The organism is Salipiger sp. H15 (genome assembly GCF_040409955.1).
In the GTDB taxonomy this organism is placed as follows: Bacteria; Pseudomonadota; Alphaproteobacteria; order Rhodobacterales; family Rhodobacteraceae; genus Salipiger.
Genome location: NZ_CP123386.1, coordinates 238545 through 255696 on the forward strand (window position 1 = coordinate 238545; position 17152 = coordinate 255696).

General features: G+C 68.3%; 16 protein-coding genes. 12 read left to right on the forward strand and 4 right to left on the reverse strand.

All coding sequences use genetic code 11. The features are described from left to right. Position 1: 1 nt before the first annotated feature. The gene (locus tag PVT71_RS23680; protein WP_353475591.1) at positions 2 to 1528 is read right to left on the reverse strand and encodes an aldehyde dehydrogenase (NADP(+)); all 1527 of its coding nucleotides are present in this window, start codon (positions 1526 to 1528) and stop codon (positions 2 to 4) included. Between the two features lie 232 nt (positions 1529 to 1760). On the opposite strand from PVT71_RS23680, the gene PVT71_RS23685 reads away from it, so the two are divergent. Together PVT71_RS23685 and PVT71_RS23690 are read left to right on the forward strand one after the other, a co-directional pair. Continuing rightward, a complete protein-coding gene (locus PVT71_RS23685; RefSeq protein ID WP_194137432.1) occupies positions 1761 to 2477 on the forward strand; it encodes a GntR family transcriptional regulator in 717 nt (238 codons plus the stop codon). Between the two features lie 77 nt (positions 2478 to 2554). Further along, positions 2555 to 3460: a dihydrodipicolinate synthase family protein gene (locus PVT71_RS23690; RefSeq protein ID WP_353475592.1), complete on the forward strand. Its 906-nt coding sequence runs from the start codon at positions 2555 to 2557 to the stop codon at positions 3458 to 3460. Between the two features lie 73 nt (positions 3461 to 3533). On the opposite strand, the gene PVT71_RS23695 is transcribed toward PVT71_RS23690, so the two are convergent. Further along, complete coding sequence (locus PVT71_RS23695; protein WP_353475593.1) at positions 3534 to 3860, reverse strand: NIPSNAP family protein; 327 nt, start codon at positions 3858 to 3860, stop codon at positions 3534 to 3536. A 260-nt stretch (positions 3861 to 4120) separates the two neighbouring features. On the opposite strand from PVT71_RS23695, the gene PVT71_RS23700 reads away from it, so the two are divergent. The 7 genes from PVT71_RS23700 (at position 4121) to PVT71_RS23730 (ending at position 10674) form a co-directional block, all read left to right on the forward strand. After that, positions 4121 to 5092, forward strand: a complete 972-nt coding sequence (locus PVT71_RS23700) for a tripartite tricarboxylate transporter substrate binding protein (protein WP_353475594.1) — start codon at positions 4121 to 4123, stop codon at positions 5090 to 5092. Between the two features lie 69 nt (positions 5093 to 5161). After that, positions 5162 to 5635, forward strand: a complete 474-nt coding sequence (locus PVT71_RS23705; RefSeq protein ID WP_353475595.1) for a tripartite tricarboxylate transporter TctB family protein — start codon at positions 5162 to 5164, stop codon at positions 5633 to 5635. Continuing rightward, positions 5635 to 7170, forward strand: a complete 1536-nt coding sequence (locus PVT71_RS23710) for a tripartite tricarboxylate transporter permease (protein ID WP_353475596.1) — start codon at positions 5635 to 5637, stop codon at positions 7168 to 7170. Before PVT71_RS23705 ends, PVT71_RS23710 begins: the two co-directional genes overlap by 1 nt. Before the next feature lie 191 nt (positions 7171 to 7361). After that, positions 7362 to 8339, forward strand: coding sequence for a TRAP transporter substrate-binding protein DctP (dctP, locus tag PVT71_RS23715; RefSeq protein WP_353475597.1), 978 nt, complete (start codon positions 7362 to 7364; stop codon positions 8337 to 8339). A gap of 66 nt (positions 8340 to 8405) precedes the next feature. After that, on the forward strand, positions 8406 to 8918 hold the full coding sequence (locus tag PVT71_RS23720) for a TRAP transporter small permease subunit (RefSeq protein WP_353475598.1): 513 nt from the start codon (positions 8406 to 8408) through the stop codon (positions 8916 to 8918). Next, positions 8915 to 10207, forward strand: coding sequence for a TRAP transporter large permease (locus PVT71_RS23725; protein WP_353475599.1), 1293 nt, complete (start codon positions 8915 to 8917; stop codon positions 10205 to 10207). Before PVT71_RS23720 ends, PVT71_RS23725 begins: the two co-directional genes overlap by 4 nt. Before the next feature lie 5 nt (positions 10208 to 10212). After that, the gene (locus PVT71_RS23730; RefSeq protein WP_353475600.1) at positions 10213 to 10674 is read left to right on the forward strand and encodes a type II 3-dehydroquinate dehydratase; all 462 of its coding nucleotides are present in this window, start codon (positions 10213 to 10215) and stop codon (positions 10672 to 10674) included. Positions 10675 to 10677: 3 nt separating this feature from the next. On the opposite strand, the gene PVT71_RS23735 is transcribed toward PVT71_RS23730, so the two are convergent. Both PVT71_RS23735 and PVT71_RS23740 read right to left on the reverse strand, forming a co-directional pair. Next, positions 10678 to 11364: a GntR family transcriptional regulator gene (locus tag PVT71_RS23735; protein WP_353475601.1), complete on the reverse strand. Its 687-nt coding sequence runs from the start codon at positions 11362 to 11364 to the stop codon at positions 10678 to 10680. 79 nt (positions 11365 to 11443) lie between these two features. Further along, complete coding sequence (locus PVT71_RS23740) at positions 11444 to 12361, reverse strand: LysR family transcriptional regulator (protein WP_353475602.1); 918 nt, start codon at positions 12359 to 12361, stop codon at positions 11444 to 11446. 156 nt (positions 12362 to 12517) lie between these two features. On the opposite strand from PVT71_RS23740, the gene xdhA reads away from it, so the two are divergent. Genes xdhA through xdhC form a run of 3 tightly spaced genes read left to right on the forward strand, consistent with a single transcriptional unit; the run spans position 12518 to position 17130 of the window. Continuing rightward, positions 12518 to 13969, forward strand: coding sequence for a xanthine dehydrogenase small subunit (gene xdhA / locus PVT71_RS23745; protein ID WP_353475603.1), 1452 nt, complete (start codon positions 12518 to 12520; stop codon positions 13967 to 13969). A gap of 12 nt (positions 13970 to 13981) precedes the next feature. Next, positions 13982 to 16306: a xanthine dehydrogenase molybdopterin binding subunit gene (gene xdhB, locus PVT71_RS23750; protein WP_353475604.1), complete on the forward strand. Its 2325-nt coding sequence runs from the start codon at positions 13982 to 13984 to the stop codon at positions 16304 to 16306. Next, complete coding sequence (gene xdhC / locus PVT71_RS23755) at positions 16303 to 17130, forward strand: xanthine dehydrogenase accessory protein XdhC (RefSeq protein ID WP_353475605.1); 828 nt, start codon at positions 16303 to 16305, stop codon at positions 17128 to 17130. Before xdhB ends, xdhC begins: the two co-directional genes overlap by 4 nt. The last annotated feature ends 22 nt before the right edge of the window (positions 17131 to 17152 follow it).

Below are 17152 nucleotides of genomic sequence, written 5' to 3' on the forward strand. Positions count from 1 at the left end.
ATTACTGCCAGTCGGCGGGCAGCAGCCCGTCCGGCAGGTTCTGGAAGCTCACGGGGCGCAGGAAGCGGCGGATCGCCATCGTGCCGACCGAGGTCGCGCCGAAGTTGGTCGAGGCCGGGTAGGGCCCGCCGTGGACCATCGCGTCGGAGACCTCGACGCCCGTGGGGAAGCCGTTGGCCAGCACGCGGCCGGCCTTGCGCTCGAGCACCGGCATCAGGTCGCGGGCCAGCGCGGTGTCGCCCTCGTCGAGGTGCAGCGTCACGGTCAGCTGGCCGACGAAGCTCTTGGCGACGGCGATCATCTCGTCCGCGTCCTTCACGGTGACGATCAGGCCGAGCGGGCCGAAGACCTCTTCGGACAGCGCGTGGTTGCCGATCCAGTCGGCGCCGCTGACGATGTAGAGGTAGGGGGTCGCGTCGCGCATGCCGCAGATCGAGGTCAGGATCTCGCGCACGCCCGCGCCGCTGCCGATCCGCGCCGCGCCGTCACGGTAGGCCTTGGCGATGCCGTCGGTCAGCATGACCTGCGCACCGACCTTTGCCAGCGCCTCCTTGGCGGCATTGGCCAGCGTCTCGGCCTGCCCTTCGAGCACCACGGCGATGCCGGGGTTGGTGCAGAACTGGCCGGCACCCATGGCGAGCGAACCCGCCCAGCCCGCGCCGATCGCCGCGCCGCGCGCGGACATCGCCTCGGGCAGCAGGAACATCGGGTTGACGCTGCCGAGCTCGCCGAAGAAGGGGATCGGCTCGGGGCGCTGCGCGCAGAGGTCGAAGAGCGCGCGGCCACCGGCGAGCGAGCCGGTGAAGCCCACGGCCTTGATCAGCGGGTGCTGCACCAGCGCCGTGCCGACGTCGCGCTTGCCGCCCTGAACGAGGCTGAAGACCCCGCCCGGCAGGCCGCATTTCTCGATCGCCGCCTTGACGGCCTCGGCGACGATCTCGCCGGTGCCGGGGTGGGCGGAGTGGCCCTTGACCACGACCGGGCAGCCTGCAGCCAGCGCCGAAGCGGTGTCGCCGCCGGCGGTGGAGAAGGCGAGCGGGAAGTTCGAGGCGCCGAACACGGCCACCGGGCCGATCGGGCGCTGCATCATCTTGATGTCGGGGCGCGGCAGCGGCGCGCGGTCGGGCAGCGCCACGTCGTGACGGCGGTCGAGATAGGCACCGGCGCGGATGTGGCTGGCAAAGAGGCGCAGCTGGCCGGTGGTGCGGCCGCGCTCGCCCTGAAGGCGTGCCTCGGGCAGGCCGGTCTCCTGCGTGCCGATCTGGGTGATCGCTTCGCCGCGGGCCTCGATCTCGTCCGCGATCGTCTCGAGGAAGCGCGCGCGGGTCTCGGCATCGGTGTAGCCGTAGGTCCAGAAGGCCTCTTCCGCGGCCTCGACCGCGGCGTTCACCAGCGCCGGGGTGCCGACGCCGAACTCATGCGCCGCGCCATGCGCCGGCTCCGAGCGGAACGTCGTTTCGGCCGCGACCCATTCGCCCGCGATCAGGTGCTTGCCATGCGGAACGAACCCGTTTGCCATGCCGTCCATATCCTTGACCTCCTGTTGCTGGGTGACCGGGCTCCCTGCCCCGCACCGCTGTTGTGCCCTGTCCCGGAGCGGCGCGAATCGGGCGCCGGCTGCGCAGGCACCAACCGGCTAAGGGGCGATGCATCCACGTCACGAGACTTGTCATGCACTAATATTTTAGTTTATCAGTATGGTCAACCGGTCCGCAAATGCGGTTATCTGACCTGAAGAACGGAAAGATACGGAAGTCTGAATGAAGACCCCTACGATGAGCCTCGCCTTCGACATGATGCGCCATGACAGCTCCATGGGCCGCCAGATGGCGTCCTCGCGGATCTATGATGATCTGCGCCAGCGCATCCTCTCGCTGGACCTCCCGCCGGGCACGGCGCTCACCCGCGCCGACCTTGCGCGGGAATACGAGGTGAGCCAGACGCCGCTGCGCGACGCGATGCAGCGGCTCGACCAGGACGGGCTGATCCGCATCTACCCGCAGTCGAAGACGCTGGTGACCCGCATCAACCTCGCGCAGATCCGCGAGGCGCTGTTCCTGCGCCAGGCGCTCGAGACCGAGGTCACCATCAAGCTCACCTCGGTGCCGGCGCCCGAGACCATGGCGCAGCTGCGCGAGATCATCGCCATGCAGCGCGAGGTCGCCCCGAAGGCGACGATGCTGCGCCGCTTCCAGGAACTCGACGAGTATTTCCACTACGTGATGTTCGAGGGCGCGGGCCATCCGAACCTGCACGGGCTGCTGCGCGCCCAGACCGGCGACCTCGACCGGGTGCGCCGACTGCAGACCCATTCCGCCGAGCGCCTCGCCACGATCATCGACGGGCACGAGCGCATCGTCGCCGCGATCGAATCGGGCGACGTCGACCGGGCGATCCGAGAGATCCGCTTCCACACCCACAAGCCCGATGACTGGGCCGAGGAATACCGCGTCCTGCACAAGGACTACTTCACCTGACCACCCGCCCGACCCGGGCACCCCCACAGCCAGCAGAAAAGGAGCGCGGACCACCCCGGTCCGCGAAGGGAGAGATCATGTCCAACGCACTTGCCGAGACCAGGGGCCTGCACGTCGTCGCGCAGACACCGTTCCTTGACGACGGATCGGTCGACCACGCCAGCATCGACACGCTGTCCGCCTTCTACTACCGCCACGGCGCGCAGGGCCTGACCGTGCTCGGCGTCTCGGGCGAGGCGCAGAAGCTGACCGTGGACGAGACCATCGCCGTCGCCGCGCGCTACGTCGCCGCCGCGGATGGCCACCGGATCATCGCCGGCGTGTCGCACCCGAACCTCGCCACGCTGGTCGAGGTCACGGCGCAGGTGATGGCCGAGGGGGCCGACGCAGTGATGATCTGCCCGCCCACGGGGATCCGCACCGACGAGGATCTGCTGCGCTACTTCGATGCCGTCTACGCGCGGATCGGCGACGTGCCGACCGTGCTGCAGGACTTCCCCGCCGCCTCGGGCGTGGTCATGTCGGTGCCCGCGATGGACCGCCTGCTGCTCGAATTCCCGCAGATCGGCGTCATCAAGGAAGAGGACTTCCCCTCCCCCACCAAGATCACCCGGATGCGCGCCGAGTTCTCGCGCCCGGTGCGGATCCTGACCGGCAACAACGGCCAGTTCCTCGTGCAGGAGATGGAGCGCGGCGCCGACGGACCCATGGCGGGCTTCTCCTATCCCGAGATGCTCTCGGGGGTCTATGACCTGATGACCGAGGGCAGGCGGGCCGAGGCGCATGACCTCTTCAACCGCTTCCTGCCGCTGCTGAAGCACGAGGCGCAGGGGCAATGGGGCATCGCGCTGCGCAAGGAGATGATGCGCCGGCGCGGCGCGCTGACCTCGAGCGCGCTGCGCGGGCCGGGGCCGAAGCTGACCGAGGCCGACCTTGCCGAGCTCGATTTCCTGACCAGCCGCATGGACCTGCCGCAGGACTGATCGCGCCTTGCGAAAAAGACGGGCGCGGCCGCCGGGCCGCGCCCCTCGACCAGGTCCTCGATCAGGCCCTAGATCAGGACTGCGCCGGCGTGAAGAACGGCACGGGCGTCATCAGCTGGTTGACCTGCGAGACGAGGTACGCCGCCTCGGCACTCTTCACCAGATAGGCCTGCCAGTCAGGATCCGCCGCCAGCGCCGCACGCTTCGCGGCCCGGTCTGCGGCATCCGCGTAGCACCAGATATGCACGAAGGAGTTCACGTCGCCGGTCTCGACCGCGCCGTAGACGACCGGATCGCCGAGGTGCCGGCGCTGGATGTCGTAGCCGTGCTCGCCGTAGAGCGCGAGGTGTTTGCGGATCGTTCCGGGACGGCAGGTATAGGTTCGATGGTCGTAAAGCATGAGTTTTCTTTCATTACTTACAGGGTCTTGCCACGTTATCGCCAGCGCCTTCCGAAGGAGGCTTGCCAGCTTCACGGGTATTCATATAGTAATGTATTAGTTGGTAGCGATGCAAGTTCGCCCGACGATTCCGGCCGCAGGAGGCCCGGGCCCACGGGGGGAAGCACTGAGCGCGCCAGCGCCGTGGCAGGGGCCGAAAGGCCAGGACACAACAGTTCGGGACGGCATCCGCCGGTTCCAGGTCTTGGAGGAGACACAACATGAAACGCACTCTCATCGGCGCGGTTGCCGCCATCACCTCGGCCCTCGTGCCGCTTGCCGCCCTGGCGGAATACCCGGAGCGTGACGTGCGCATGGTCGTGCCGTGGGGCGCGGGCGGCGGCACCGATGGCATCGTGCGCAAGGTGACCACGCTGGCCGAGGAGTCCTTCGGCGGCACGATCTACGTCGAGAACATCGAGGGCGGCAACTCCGCGACCGGCGTCGGCCAAGTGATGGCTGCCAAGGGCGACGGCTACACGCTCGGTGCGCTGACCTACGACAGCGTCGTGACCGTTCCGTGGCAGGGCATGCTGCCGAGCTACAAGATGGACAAGCTCGACCTGATCGCCCGCATCACCAGCGAGGCCGACGCGATCATCGTCGACGCCAACTCCGACTACCAGTCGCTCGACGACCTGCTCGCCGCGGCGAAGGAGAACCCGGGCAAGGTGCGCATCGGCGTGCAGAACCTCGGCGGCCGCGTGCACCTGACGCTGCTGCAGCTGCAGAAGCTCACCGACACCGAGTTCAAGATCGTCTCCTACCCGGGCGGCGCCGCTCCGCAGAAGGAAGCGCTGCTGTCCGACGAGGTCGACGTGGTGATGACCTCGCTCGGCGACTTCGCCAACCTGATCGAGGACGGCACCGCGCGCGGCCTGGTGGAATTCTCGGACGCCAAGAACCCGACCTATGACGTCCCGACCGCCCAGGAAGCCGGCGTCGAGCTGCTGAACGGCTCGTTCATCGTCATCGCCGCGCCCGCGGGCACCCCCGAGGACGTGGTGGCCAAGATCGAGGCCGCCTACGAGCAGGCCTACAACTCGGCCGAGTTCCAGGACTGGCTCGCCACCATCGGCGTGACCCCGAACTGGCTTGCCGGTGACGAGCTCGACGCCTGGGCCGACGAGACCGCGCAGGGCCTCTTCACCGAGATGGACGCGCTGGTCGAGGCTGGCATCCTGTCGAAGTAATCTTCACACTCAATCATGAAAGGCGGCACCGGAGCCTGCTCTGGTGCCGCCCCCTATCCGGAGACCACGATGGCCGACCGCGCGCCCCTTCTCAGGACGGGTGTCCTGCTACCCTTCTTCTTCCTGATCGTCACGACCGTCTACCTGGCCGCGGCCTTCAACATTCACTCGCAATTCGCGGGTGATGGCGAAATGAGCCCGCGTTCCGTGCCGATCCTCGCCGCGATCGTGATGTATGTCGCGCTGGCCGTGGTCTTCTTCAACGAGTTCCGCAAGCCCACCGCCGACGGTCCCGCGGGCGAGATGCTGCGCCCGCTCCTCGTCATCGTGGCGACCGCCGGCTACATCGCGCTGTTCCGCCCGCTCGGCTACTGGCTCTCGACGCTGGCCTTCAGCTCGGTGCTCTTCGCGATCTTCCACTACCAGATCCGCAAGCCGCATCTCTTCGCCCTCTATGCCATCGGCGTGACGGCCCTGTTCTACGGGCTCTTCGCGGGCGTCTTCGGCGTGCGCCTGCCCACCATCACCGAGGGTTTCTTCTGATGGACATTTTCGTCGACGTTCTCAGCGGGATGACGGCCCTGGCCGATCCCTACGTCCTGCTGTTCATGATCGGGGGCTTCCTGGTCGGCACCTTCTTCGGTGCGATGCCGGGGCTGACCTCGGTGCTGGCCATCGCGCTGCTCCTGCCGATCACCTATACCATCGACGTCGTGCCGGCGCTGGTGATGTGCGCCTCGATCTTCATGGCCGGCATGTACTCGGGCTCGATCACCGCGACCACGATCAACATCCCCGGCGCGCCCTCCTCGATGATGACCGCGGTCGAGGGCAACGTGCTGATGAAGAAGGGCTTCGGCGCCAACGCGCTCGGTCACGCCGCGCTCGGCTCGATGATCGGCGGCGCCATCGGGGCCGTGCTTCTGATGGCCTTCATGCCGGTGGCCGCGGAGATCTCGCTGCTGATCCGGACCCCGGGCAAGTTCTCGCTGGTGCTCTTCGCGCTGGTGGTGATCGTGATCGTGGACAAGGGCAACATTGCCAAGGGCATCGTCGCCACCGTGCTGGGCGTGATGATCGCCACCGTCGGCATCGACGTGCTCCAGCCGATCCCGCGCTTCAACTTCGGCACCGAACTGCTGGTCGAGGGCATCGACATCATGCCGCTCGTCATCGGCGCCTTCGCGATTTCCGAAGTGCTCATGCAGTCCGAAAGCTGGAAGGACGGGCTCAGCTCGACGCTGGAAAAGGCCAAGAACATCAAGATCCGCCGCCGCGACTTCCTGCCGCCGATGTCCGAGATCCGCGAGATCGGCCTCATGGCCTACCTGCGCGCGTCGCTGATCGGCTACGGCATCGGCATCCTGCCGGGCGCCGGCGGGTCGATGGCCGCCTTCGTCTCCTACGCGATGGCCCGCTCGTCGTCGAAGAAACCGCACGAATACGGCAACGGCTCGCGCGAGGGCATCGCCGCCGCCGAGGCCGCCAACAACTCGATGTGCGGCGGGGCCTTCGTGCCGATGCTGATGTTCGGCATCCCCGGCGATCCCACCACCGCGATCGTTCTGGGCGTGCTGGTGATCAACGGCCTCCAGCCGGGACCGCGCCTGCTCGAGAACCAGGCCGAGCTGCTCGGACCGATGCTGGGCTCGCTGTTCTTCTCGGCGCTGATCCTCATCCCGCTGACCCTCTGGCTCTTCGGCCCGTGGTTCATCAAGATCGTGTCGATCCCCAAGGGCCTGCTCTACACCGGCATCGCCGTGGTGGCGCTGGTGGGCAGCTACGTGGCGACCTACTCGATCTTCCAGATGTCGCTCGCGGTGATCTTCGGCGTGCTGGCCTATTTCATGCGCAAGCAGAACTACTCGACCGTGTCGATGCTGCTGGGCTTCATCCTCGGGCCGGATCTCGAGGAATACCTGCGCCGCTCGCTGTCGCTGAGCGACGGCAACCCGGTGGTGTTCCTGACCAACCCCGACAGCCTGTTCTTCCTCGCGCTGACCGGGCTCTTCGTCTGGGCCATCCTGATCCGCAAGCCCAAGAAGGGCGAGGCGCAGATCCCGAGCGACGCCCAGTAAGGGCAGCCCCGCTTCGACAGCCACACCAGGCCCTCGCCCCGAAACGGGCGGGGGCCTCTTCTTTGGCGACAACGCCGCGAGCGCAGACGCGCATTCGAAACGCTTTACGGCGGCGCGATTTTCATATTACGTAGATACATATCATCATATGATACGTACAATCATATAATGTCTTTCAGGGAGGAGAGACCATGATCAACCGCAGAACCCTGCTCGGCACGCTCGCCGGGGCCGGCCTTGCCCTCGGTGCCGCCGTGCCCGCCTTTGCCCAGGAAAAGCTGCGCTTCTCCGCCGTGTTCTCCGAGCAGGACATCCGCGCGCAGATGATGCAGAAGCTCGCCGCCTCGGTCGCCGACACGGCCGAGCTCGAGCTCTACTACGGCGGCAACCTGTTCAAGCAGACCACCGAGATCATCGCGATCCAGCGTGGCAACCTCGAGATGGGCAACGTCGCGCCGCAGGACATCGCGACGCAGATCCCCGAGTTCTCGATCCTGACCTCGGCTTACCTCTTCCGCGACGCCGCGCATCTCAAGACCTTCTTCGAGAGCGACGCCGGCGCCGAGATGAAGGCGCTGGCCGAGGAGAAGCTGGGCATCCACATCCTTGGCCCGACCTATTTCGGCACCCGCCAGGTCGGCCTGCGCATCGACAAGGAGATCAACACGCCCGAGGACATGTCCGGCGTGAAGCTGCGCATGCCTGGCGGCGACGCCTGGCAGTTCCTCGGCAAGGCGCTTGGCGCGAACCCGACGCCGATGGCCTATGCCGAGGTCTACACCGGCCTGCAGACCGGCGCGATCGACGGCCAGGACAACCCGCTGCCCAACGTCGAGAACATGAAGTTCTACGAGGTGATGGACCAGATCGTGCTGACCTCGCACCTTGTGGGCTACGACCTGCTGGTGATCTCGGCCAAGGTCTGGAACGGCTTCACCGACGAACAGCGCGCCTCTTTCCAGGCCGCCGCCGACGAGGCGATCGCCTGGAGCACCGAGCAGCACCTCGCGCGCGAGGCGGAGCTTGCCACCTTCTTCGAGGGCCAGGGGCTGAAGCTCCACACCCCCGACGTCGATGCCTTCCGCAGCTACGCGCAGAAGATGTATCTCGAGTCCGAGATCTCGAAGGACTGGCCGAGCGGCATGCTCGACCGCATCAACGCGCTCTGATCCACCGCGCAACCGAAGCGCCGCATCCGCCGCTCCGGCGGGTGCGGGTCCTGTGAGACGGAGCCCATGGAAAGACTGGTATCCCTCGGAGCCTGGCTGCGCCGCCGGGCCGAGAACATCGCCGCGCTGATGCTGGCGGTCATGTTCGGCGCCTTCATCGTGCAGGTCGCCTTCCGCTACCTGCTGAACCTGCCGGTCGGCGGGGCGTCGGAGCTGACGATCCTCATGTGGCTCTGGCTGGTGCTCTGGGGCGCGGCCTTCGTGCTGCGCGAGCGCGACGAGATCCGCTTCGACTTCGTGCTGTCGCTGGCCGGGCGCCGGTTGCGCCGGGGGATGAGCCTGATCGCCTGCGCCGCGCTGCTGCTGCTCTACGGCTATTCGCTGCCGGCGGTCTGGGACTACGTCACCTTCATGAAAATCCAGGACACCTCCTATCTCGACCTGAGATACGACTGGGTCTACGCGATCTACATCATCTTCGCCGTGGCATCCCTGGCGCGCTACGCCTGGCTCTTCTGGGCGGCGGCAACGGGGCGGCACGTGACCGGCGATCCGATCGCGCAGGAGGACGAGGCATGAGCCCCTTTGCCGTCTCGATCGCCTCGATCGTGCTGCTCGCCCTGCTCGGCCTGCCGGTCGGCCACGCGATGATCGCCTCGTCGATCCTCTACCTGATGCTGGCCGGGCTCGACATGGGCACCGCCGCCGAGCAGCTGCTGAACGGACTCTTCTCGAGCTACATCCTGCTGGCGGTGCCGCTCTTCATCCTCGCCGCGGAACTCATGAACTCGGGCAGCATGACGCTGCGGCTGCTGGCCTTTTGCAACGCCTTCGTCGGGCGCTTCCGCGGCGGGCTTGCGCTGGTCAACGTGCTGCAGTCCATCATCTTCGCGGGCATGTCCGGTTCGGCCATCGCCGACGCGGCGGGCACCGGCAAGCTCATGCAGAAGATGATGACCGAAGGCGGCAAGTACCCGCCCGCCTTCGCCGCGGCGCTGACCGCCGCCACCGCCGTCATCGGCCCGATCATCCCGCCCTCGATCCCGATGGTGATCTACGCGCTGGTCTCGGACGCCTCGATCGGCTTCCTCTTCCTCGGGGGCGTGCTGCCGGGCCTGCTGATGGGGCTGATGATGGTGATCATCGTCCTGCGCACCGCCCGCCGGCGCGACTTCCCGGTCGAGCCGCCGGTGCCGCTGCGCTCCCTGCCGAAGGTGACGCTCAATGCCTTCCCCGCGCTGCTGATGCCCATTGTCCTGCTCGGCGGCATCTACGGCGGCGCCACGACGCCGACCGAGGCCGCCTCGGTCGCCGCGCTCTACGCGCTGCTGGTCTCGGCGCTGCTCTACCGCTCGGTGAGCCTCAAATCGGTCTACGCCTCGCTGCTCGGCTCGGCGCGCACCACCGCCTCGATCGGCATGCTGATCGCCGGGGCGCTGGTCTTCAACTACGTGGTCACGGTCGAGAACGTGCCGCGCACGCTCGCCGCATGGCTGGCGGGGTTCGAGCTCTCGCCGCTGGCCTTCCTCCTGATCGTCAACCTGATCCTGCTGGTGCTCGGCTGCCTGCTCGAGGGCACGACGATCCTGCTGGTCATCGTGCCGGTGTTCATCCCGACGGCGCAGGCGCTCGGCATCGACATGGTGCATTTCGGCATCGTCTGCGTGGTCAACATCATGCTCGGGCTCATCACCCCGCCCTACGGGCTGCTGCTCTTCGTCGTCTCGAGCATCTCGGGCTGCTCGCTGAAGGAGATCGTTTCCGAGGTCATGCCCTTCCTGCTCGCGCTGCTGCTGGCGCTGCTCATCATCACGCTGGTGCCCGAGGTCTCGCTCTGGCTGCCGCGGCTCTTCGGCTACAAGGGATAATCCACGTGCCCCACCCGACCCTCAACCCGATCCACGTCCTGAACGGGCCGAACCTCAACCGCCTCGGCCTGCGCGAGCCGCAGATCTACGGCCGCACCACGCTGGCCGAGGTCGAGGCGCTCTGCCACGCGGCGGCGGGGCCCGAGGGGCTGGTGTTCCGCCAGACCAATTCCGAGGAGCAGCTGATCGACTGGATCCACGAGGCGATCGACCACTCCTCGGCGCTGCTGATCAACCCGGCGGCGTTCACCTTCTACTCGATGGCGGTGATGGACGCGCTGAAGATGTACCCGCACCCGATGATCGAGTTCCACATCTCCAACATCCACAAGCGCGAGGAGATGTACCACCATTCGCTGGTCTCGGGCGTGGCGACGGCGGTCATGGCTGGCACGGGCGCGCGCGGCTACGGTCACGCGGTGCGGATGCTGCGCGAGATGATCGCCGAGCGCGCCAGCGCCGCCTGAGCCTCAGGCCGGGATTTTCCCGGTCGAGAGGATGTGCTCCATCCCCGCGTGCACGTGCGAGCGCAGCAGCGCGACGGCCGCCTCGGTCTCGCGCCAGACCACGAGGTCGCGCAGCCGCGCGTGCTCTTCCGCGGCGGGCTTGCCGCGGAAGTCGAGCGCCAGCAGGTGGTAGCGCGCGAAGCGGTCGAACATGTTGGAATGCGTCACCTTCAGCACCGGCATGTCGCAGGCCATGACGGTCGCGTGGTGGAAATCCCAGTCGTACTGCACCCATTGCGCGACGAGGCTGCGGTCGCCGCCGATCAGCTTGGTCTCGACCGACTGCAGCTTGTGATGGCTCGAGACGACATGGGCCTCCCAGTCGAGATCGCCGATCTCGATCGAGCGGCGCAGCGCGTGACACTCCATCAACAGGCGCATCTCGCAGGTGTCGCGCAGCTCGGCCTCGCTGACCGGGGCGACGCCGAAGCCGCGGTTGTCCTCGGCGATCACGAAGCCCTCGACCACGAGCCGGTTGAGGATCTCGCGCAGGGTGGTGACGCTGGCCCCGTAGCTTTCCCGCAGCCCCTCGAGCCGCAGCCGCTGGCCGGGGGCGAGCGCGTTGCGGATGATGTCGAAGCGCAGCTTCCGCAACACGCGCTCGGCGGTGGATTCGCTGCCGGTTTCCTCGAAGAAGGACTTGGTGTTCACGTCGCGGGGCCTCGTTGACTCGTGCCCATCTTGTCCCACAGGAAGCGCCGGAAAAGCAACCGCAGCACCCGCGAGAGGCTCAGCGGAACTCCGGCCGCGCGATGACCTCGCGCGCCGCCTCGGCCATGTGGTCGACGAAGAGGCGGATCTTGGGATCCTGCAGCTTGCGGTGCGGGAAGAGGCAGCCGAAGGTCGAGGGCAGCGGCGGCGTCTGGGGCAGCACCTCGACGAGCGCGCCGCTGCGCAGGTGCTGCGCCACCTCGAGCCGGGGGCGGTTCACGATGCCCTGCCCCTCGAGCGCCCAGCCGGTCAGCACGTCGCCATCGTCGGCGTCGAAGCGGCCGCCGACCTCCAGGCGCCGCAGCCCGGTCGCGGTCTTCAGCTGCCAGAAATACTCGGGCGAGCGCGGATAGCGCAGCAGCAGGCAGTTGTGCCGCCCGCCGAGCAGGTCCTCAGGCGTGTCCGGGGTGCCGTGGCGCTCGAGGTAGGAGGGCGCGGCGCAGAGCACGCGCGGGCAGTCGCAGATGTGGCGCAGCTTGAGGTTCGAGTCCTTCGGCACGCCGAGGAAGAAGGCCACGTCGAGCCGTTCCGCCAGCATGTCCACCAACCGGTCCGACAGGCGCATCTGCACCTGCACCTCGGGGTATTTCTCGGTGAAGGCGGGCACCAGCGGCGCGATGACCCGCCGCCCGAGCCCCAGCGGCGCGGTCACCCGCAGCGCGCCGCGCGGGGTTTCCGAGAAGTTTGCCACCACCGCCTCCGCCTCGTCCACCGAGGCGAGCACGGACTTGGCCTGCTCGTAGAACACCCGCCCGACCTCGGTCGGGGTGATCGAGCGCGTGGTGCGGTTGAAGAGCCGCACGCCGAGACGCGCTTCGAGCTCCTTGATGCGCTTGCTCGCCACCGCCGGGGTCAGGCGCAGGTCGCGCCCGCCAGAGGTGATGCTGCCCAGCTCCACCACCCGGACAAACACCCGCAGGCTCTCGATATATTGCATGGGCGCTCTCCTTTCCTCCGGCGTAGCACGAGGCACGACAGATTATTATCAACAATCTGTATAAAGTCCTTGGCGAAACCGCACGTATTCATTGAGAGTGCCTTCCGCTAGCGTCACCTCCGATCACCAGCCACATGCCCAGCCACGGAGGGATGCATGACGCACCGGAGCGAGATCCGCTTTCTGCTCAACGGAAGGGCCCTGTCCCTGCCGCAGGTCCCCGCCACGCAGACCCTGCTCGACTTCCTGCGGCTCGACCGCCGCCTCACCGGCACCAAGGAGGGCTGCGCCGAGGGCGACTGCGGCGCCTGCACGGTGCTCGTCGGACGCCTGCACGGGGGCGCGCTGCGCTACGAGCCGGTCAACGCCTGCATCCGCTTCGTCGCCTCGCTCGACGGCTGCCACGTGGTGACCATCGAGCACCTCTCGGGCCCGGACGGCGCGCTGCACCCGGTGCAGCGGGCGATGGTCGAGCACCACGGCGCGCAATGCGGCTTCTGCACGCCCGGGATCGTCATGTCGCTCTACGCGCTCTGGATGCAGGTGCCACAGCCGACAGAGGCGCAGGTCGAGACCGCGCTGCAGGGCAACCTCTGCCGCTGCACCGGCTACGCGCCGATCATCCGCGCCGCCGTGGCGGTGAGCCAGTATGGCACCCCCGAGGCGGATCACCTGACACTCGAACGGGACTGTGTCACCGCCGAGCTTCTGGCGCTGAAGGACGGGCGCCGGGTCGAGACCGGCCCCGCGGATGACCGCGCCATCCTGCCCGCCGATCTCGACGACTTCGCCAAGGCCTATGCCGAACACCCGCAGGCGACGGTGATCGCCGGCGCGACCGACGTCGGGCTCTGGGTCACCAAGTTCCTGCGCCCGATCTCGCCCGCCATCTTCATCGCCCACCTGCCCGAACTGAAGGCGGTCGAGCTCACCGACGGCGCGATCACCCTCGGCGCCGGCGTCAGCTATTCCGAACTGCAGCCGCTCATCACCCAGCACCTGCCGCACCTCGCCGAGTACTGGGACCGCATCGCCGGCTGGCAGGTGCGCAACATGGGCACGATCGGCGGCAACATCGCCAACGGATCGCCGATCGGCGACACGCCCCCGGTGCTGATCGCGCTCGGCGCCGAGGTCACGCTGCGCCATGGCGCGAACCGCCGGACCCTGCCGCTCGAGGCGTTCTTCGTGGATTACGGCAAGCAGGACCGCCGCCCCGGCGAGTTCGTGGAGAGCATCCGCATCCCCCTGCCCTCCGCCGCCACCCGCTGCGCCGCCTACAAGATCACCAAGCGCCGCGACGAGGACATCTCGGCCGTCGCCGCCGGGATCAGCGTCACCGTCGAGAGTGGCATCATCCGCGAGGCGCGCATCGCGCTCGGCGGCATGGCCGCCACGCCGAAACGCGCGGCGCAGGCCGAGGCGGCGCTGCTGGGCCAGCCGTGGAGCGAGGCGAGCTTCGCCGGTGCCGCCCGCGCCATGGCGCAGGATTTCACCCCGCTCAGCGACTGGCGCGCCAGTGCCGACTACCGGATGCGCGTCGCGCAGAACCTGCTGCGGCGGTTCTTTCTCGAACAGGACGGTCAGCCCGTCCGCCTGAGCGCCTGAGGGAGGAGAGACATGAAACACCAGCCCAGCATCCGCGGCGCCGTCCACGAGGACCGCCAGCACGACAGCGCGATCAAGCACGTCCGGGGCCTTGCCGAGTACACCGACGACATCGCCGAGCCCGTGGGCACGCTGCACGCCTATCTCGGCGTGTCCTCTGTCGCCCATGCCACGCTGAGGGGCATCGACCTCTCCGCCGTGCGCGCCGCCCCGGGCGTCGTGGACGTGCTCACCGCCGCCGACATTCCCGGCCACAACGACATCAGCCCCACCGGGCGCGGCGACGAGCCGGTCTTCCCGACCGCGAGGATCGAGTTCCACGGCCAGCCGCTCTTTGCCGTCATCGCCGAGACCCGCGACGCCGCGCGCCGCGCCGCGACGCTCGCCAAGGTCGAGGCCGAGGTGCTGCCACATGCGCTCGATCCGATCGCCGCGCAGCAGGCGGGCTACCCGCTCATCACCGAGCCGCTGAAGCTCGAGCGCGGCGAGGTCGAAACCGCGATGGCCACGGCGCCGCATAGGCTGCAGGGGCGGCTCTCGGTCGGCGGACAGGACCACATGTACCTCGAGGGGCAGATCGCCTTTGCCCTGCCGGGCGAGGACGAGGACGTGATCGTCCATTGCTCGACCCAGCACCCGAGCGAGGCGCAGCACATGGTGGCGCATGTGCTCGGCGTTCCGTCGAACGCGGTGGTGGTGAACGTGCGGCGCATGGGTGGCGGCTTCGGCGGCAAGGAAAGCCAGATGAACCTCTTCGCCGTGGTCGCCGCAATGGCCGCCAAGCGGCTGAACCGCCCGGTGAAGATCCGTCCCGACCGCGATCAGGACATGACCGCCACCGGCAAGCGCCACGACTTCGTCATCGACTACGACGTCGCCTTCGACGGCGCGGGCCGCATCCGCGCGGTGGACGGCACCTTCGCGGCGCGCTGCGGCTGGTCCTCGGACCTGTCGGGCCCGGTCACCGACCGCGCGCTCTTCCACGCCGACAACGCCTATTTCTACCCGCATGTCCGGCTGCAGAGCCGCCCGATGAAGACCAACACCGTCTCGAACACCGCCTTCCGCGGTTTCGGCGGGCCGCAGGGCGTGGTCGCCGCCGAGCGGATGATCGAGGAGATCGCCTATGCGCTCGGCAAGGACCCGCTGGAGGTGCGCAAGGCCAACTTCTACGGCGACGCCCATGATGGCCGGAACCTGACCCCCTATCATCAGGAGGTCACCGACAACATCATCGGCCGTGTGGTTTCCGAGCTGGAGGAGACCTGCGCCTACCAGCAGCGCCGCCGCGAGATCCTCGCCTTCAACGCGCAGGCCGGTGTGCTGCGCAAGGGTATCGCGCTGACCCCGGTGAAGTTCGGCATCTCCTTCACCGCCACCCATTACAACCAGGCCGGCGCGCTGATCCACGTCTACTCGGACGGCTCGATCCAGCTCAACCACGGCGGCACCGAGATGGGCCAGGGGCTCAACACCAAGGTGGCGCAGGTGGTGGCCGACGCTTTCAAGGTGGATTTCGAGCGCATCAAGATCACCCGCACCACCACCGAGAAGGTGCCCAACACCTCGGCCACCGCCGCCTCGTCGGGATCGGACCTCAACGGCATGGCGGCGCTCGACGCGGCCGAGCAGATCAAGGCGCGGCTGGTCGAGTTCGCCGCCGGGCACTGGGGCGTGAAGCCGGAAGAGGTGCGCTTCGTCCCGGGACACGTGCAGGTGGGCGCGCAACTTCTGCCGTGGGAGCAGGTCATCAGGGCCGCCTACATGGCGCGCGTGCACCTCTCGGCGGCGGGCTTCTACAAGACCCCGGGCATCCACTGGGACCGCGCCGCGGGCAAGGGCCGGCCGTTCTACTATTACGCCTATGGCGCTTCCTGCTCGGAGGTCACCATCGACACGCTGACCGGCGAGTACCGCATCGAGCGTACCGACATCCTGCACGACGTCGGCCGCTCGCTGAACCCGGTGCTCGACCGCGGCCAGGTCGAGGGCGCCTTCGTGCAGGGCATGGGCTGGCTGACCACCGAGGAGCTGTGGTGGGATGCAAAGGGCGCGCTGCGCACCCATGCGCCCTCGACCTACAAGATCCCCCTCGCCTCGGACCGGCCGCGCGTCTTCAACGTGAGCCTCGCCGAATGGTCCGAGAACCGCGAGCGCACCATCAAGCGCAGCAAGGCCGTGGGCGAGCCGCCCTTCATGCTGGGCATCTCGGTCTTCGAGGCGTTGTCCATGGCCGTGGCGAGCGTGGCGGACTACCGCGAATGCCCGCGCCTCGACGCCCCCGCCACGCCCGAGCGCGTGCTCCTGGCGGTCGAGCGGTTGGCGGGACAGTCATGAGCCTGCTCGAGAGTTTCCTCGCCACGCCCGCGCCCGTCGCGCGGCTGCGGCTGAGCCGGGTGCGCGGCTCCTCGCCGCGCGAGGCGGGCTGCGAGATGTATGTCTCGGAAGGCGCGCGCCACGGCACCATCGGCGGCGGCCAGCTCGAGCACCGGGCCATCGCCGCGGCGCGCGGGATGCTGGCCCGCGGCGATCTTGCCGCCACGCTCGACCTGCCGCTCGGTCCCGAGATCGGCCAGTGCTGCGGCGGGCGGGTCGAGGTCTCGATTGCCCGCATGGGCGCGCAGGACCGGCGCGCGGCGCAGGCGCGGGCGGCGGAGGAGGCCGCCCGGCTGCCGATGGTGCAGATCCACGGCGCGGGCCACGTCGGACGGGCGCTGGCGGAGCTCATGCAGCACCTGCCGGTGCGCTGCCTGCTGGTCGACGAGCGCGCCGAGGAGCTGGCGCTCTGCACCGCGCGGGTCGAGACCGTGCTCAGCCCGCTGCCGGAACTCGAGATCGCCATGGCCCCGCCGGGCAGCGCCTTCATCGTGCTGACCCATGACCACGCGCTCGATTTCCTCTGCGCCTCCGCGGCGCTGAGGCGCGGCGACGCGCGCTACGTCGGGCTCATCGGCTCGGCCACCAAGCGCGAGAAGTTCCGCCGCTTCGCGCGGCACGAATGCGACGGGCTCTCGGACGAGGCCCTGACCTGCCCGATCGGCGCGCAGGGCAGCCGCGACAAGCGCCCCGAGGTCATCGCTGCCTTCGTGGTGGCCGAGGTGCTAACGGCGCTCACCAGCGCTCGCTCCGGGGCGCGCCCCGTTGCCATAGCCGCCGAGTAACCCCCGCGACCGCCCGGGGAGG

Coding starts and splice junctions, on each gene's coding strand:
- PVT71_RS23680 (WP_353475591.1), bottom strand. CDS start 1,528: ATGGACGGCATGGCAAACGGGTTCGTTCCGCATGGCAAGCACCTGATC.
- PVT71_RS23685 (WP_194137432.1), top strand. CDS start 1,761: ATGAAGACCCCTACGATGAGCCTCGCCTTCGACATGATGCGCCATGAC.
- PVT71_RS23690 (WP_353475592.1), top strand. CDS start 2,555: ATGTCCAACGCACTTGCCGAGACCAGGGGCCTGCACGTCGTCGCGCAG.
- PVT71_RS23695 (WP_353475593.1), bottom strand. CDS start 3,860: ATGCTTTACGACCATCGAACCTATACCTGCCGTCCCGGAACGATCCGC.
- PVT71_RS23700 (WP_353475594.1), top strand. CDS start 4,121: ATGAAACGCACTCTCATCGGCGCGGTTGCCGCCATCACCTCGGCCCTC.
- PVT71_RS23705 (WP_353475595.1), top strand. CDS start 5,162: ATGGCCGACCGCGCGCCCCTTCTCAGGACGGGTGTCCTGCTACCCTTC.
- PVT71_RS23710 (WP_353475596.1), top strand. CDS start 5,635: ATGGACATTTTCGTCGACGTTCTCAGCGGGATGACGGCCCTGGCCGAT.
- dctP (WP_353475597.1), top strand. CDS start 7,362: ATGATCAACCGCAGAACCCTGCTCGGCACGCTCGCCGGGGCCGGCCTT.
- PVT71_RS23720 (WP_353475598.1), top strand. CDS start 8,406: ATGGAAAGACTGGTATCCCTCGGAGCCTGGCTGCGCCGCCGGGCCGAG.
- PVT71_RS23725 (WP_353475599.1), top strand. CDS start 8,915: ATGAGCCCCTTTGCCGTCTCGATCGCCTCGATCGTGCTGCTCGCCCTG.
- PVT71_RS23740 (WP_353475602.1), bottom strand. CDS start 12,361: ATGCAATATATCGAGAGCCTGCGGGTGTTTGTCCGGGTGGTGGAGCTG.
- xdhA (WP_353475603.1), top strand. CDS start 12,518: ATGACGCACCGGAGCGAGATCCGCTTTCTGCTCAACGGAAGGGCCCTG.
- xdhB (WP_353475604.1), top strand. CDS start 13,982: ATGAAACACCAGCCCAGCATCCGCGGCGCCGTCCACGAGGACCGCCAG.
- xdhC (WP_353475605.1), top strand. CDS start 16,303: ATGAGCCTGCTCGAGAGTTTCCTCGCCACGCCCGCGCCCGTCGCGCGG.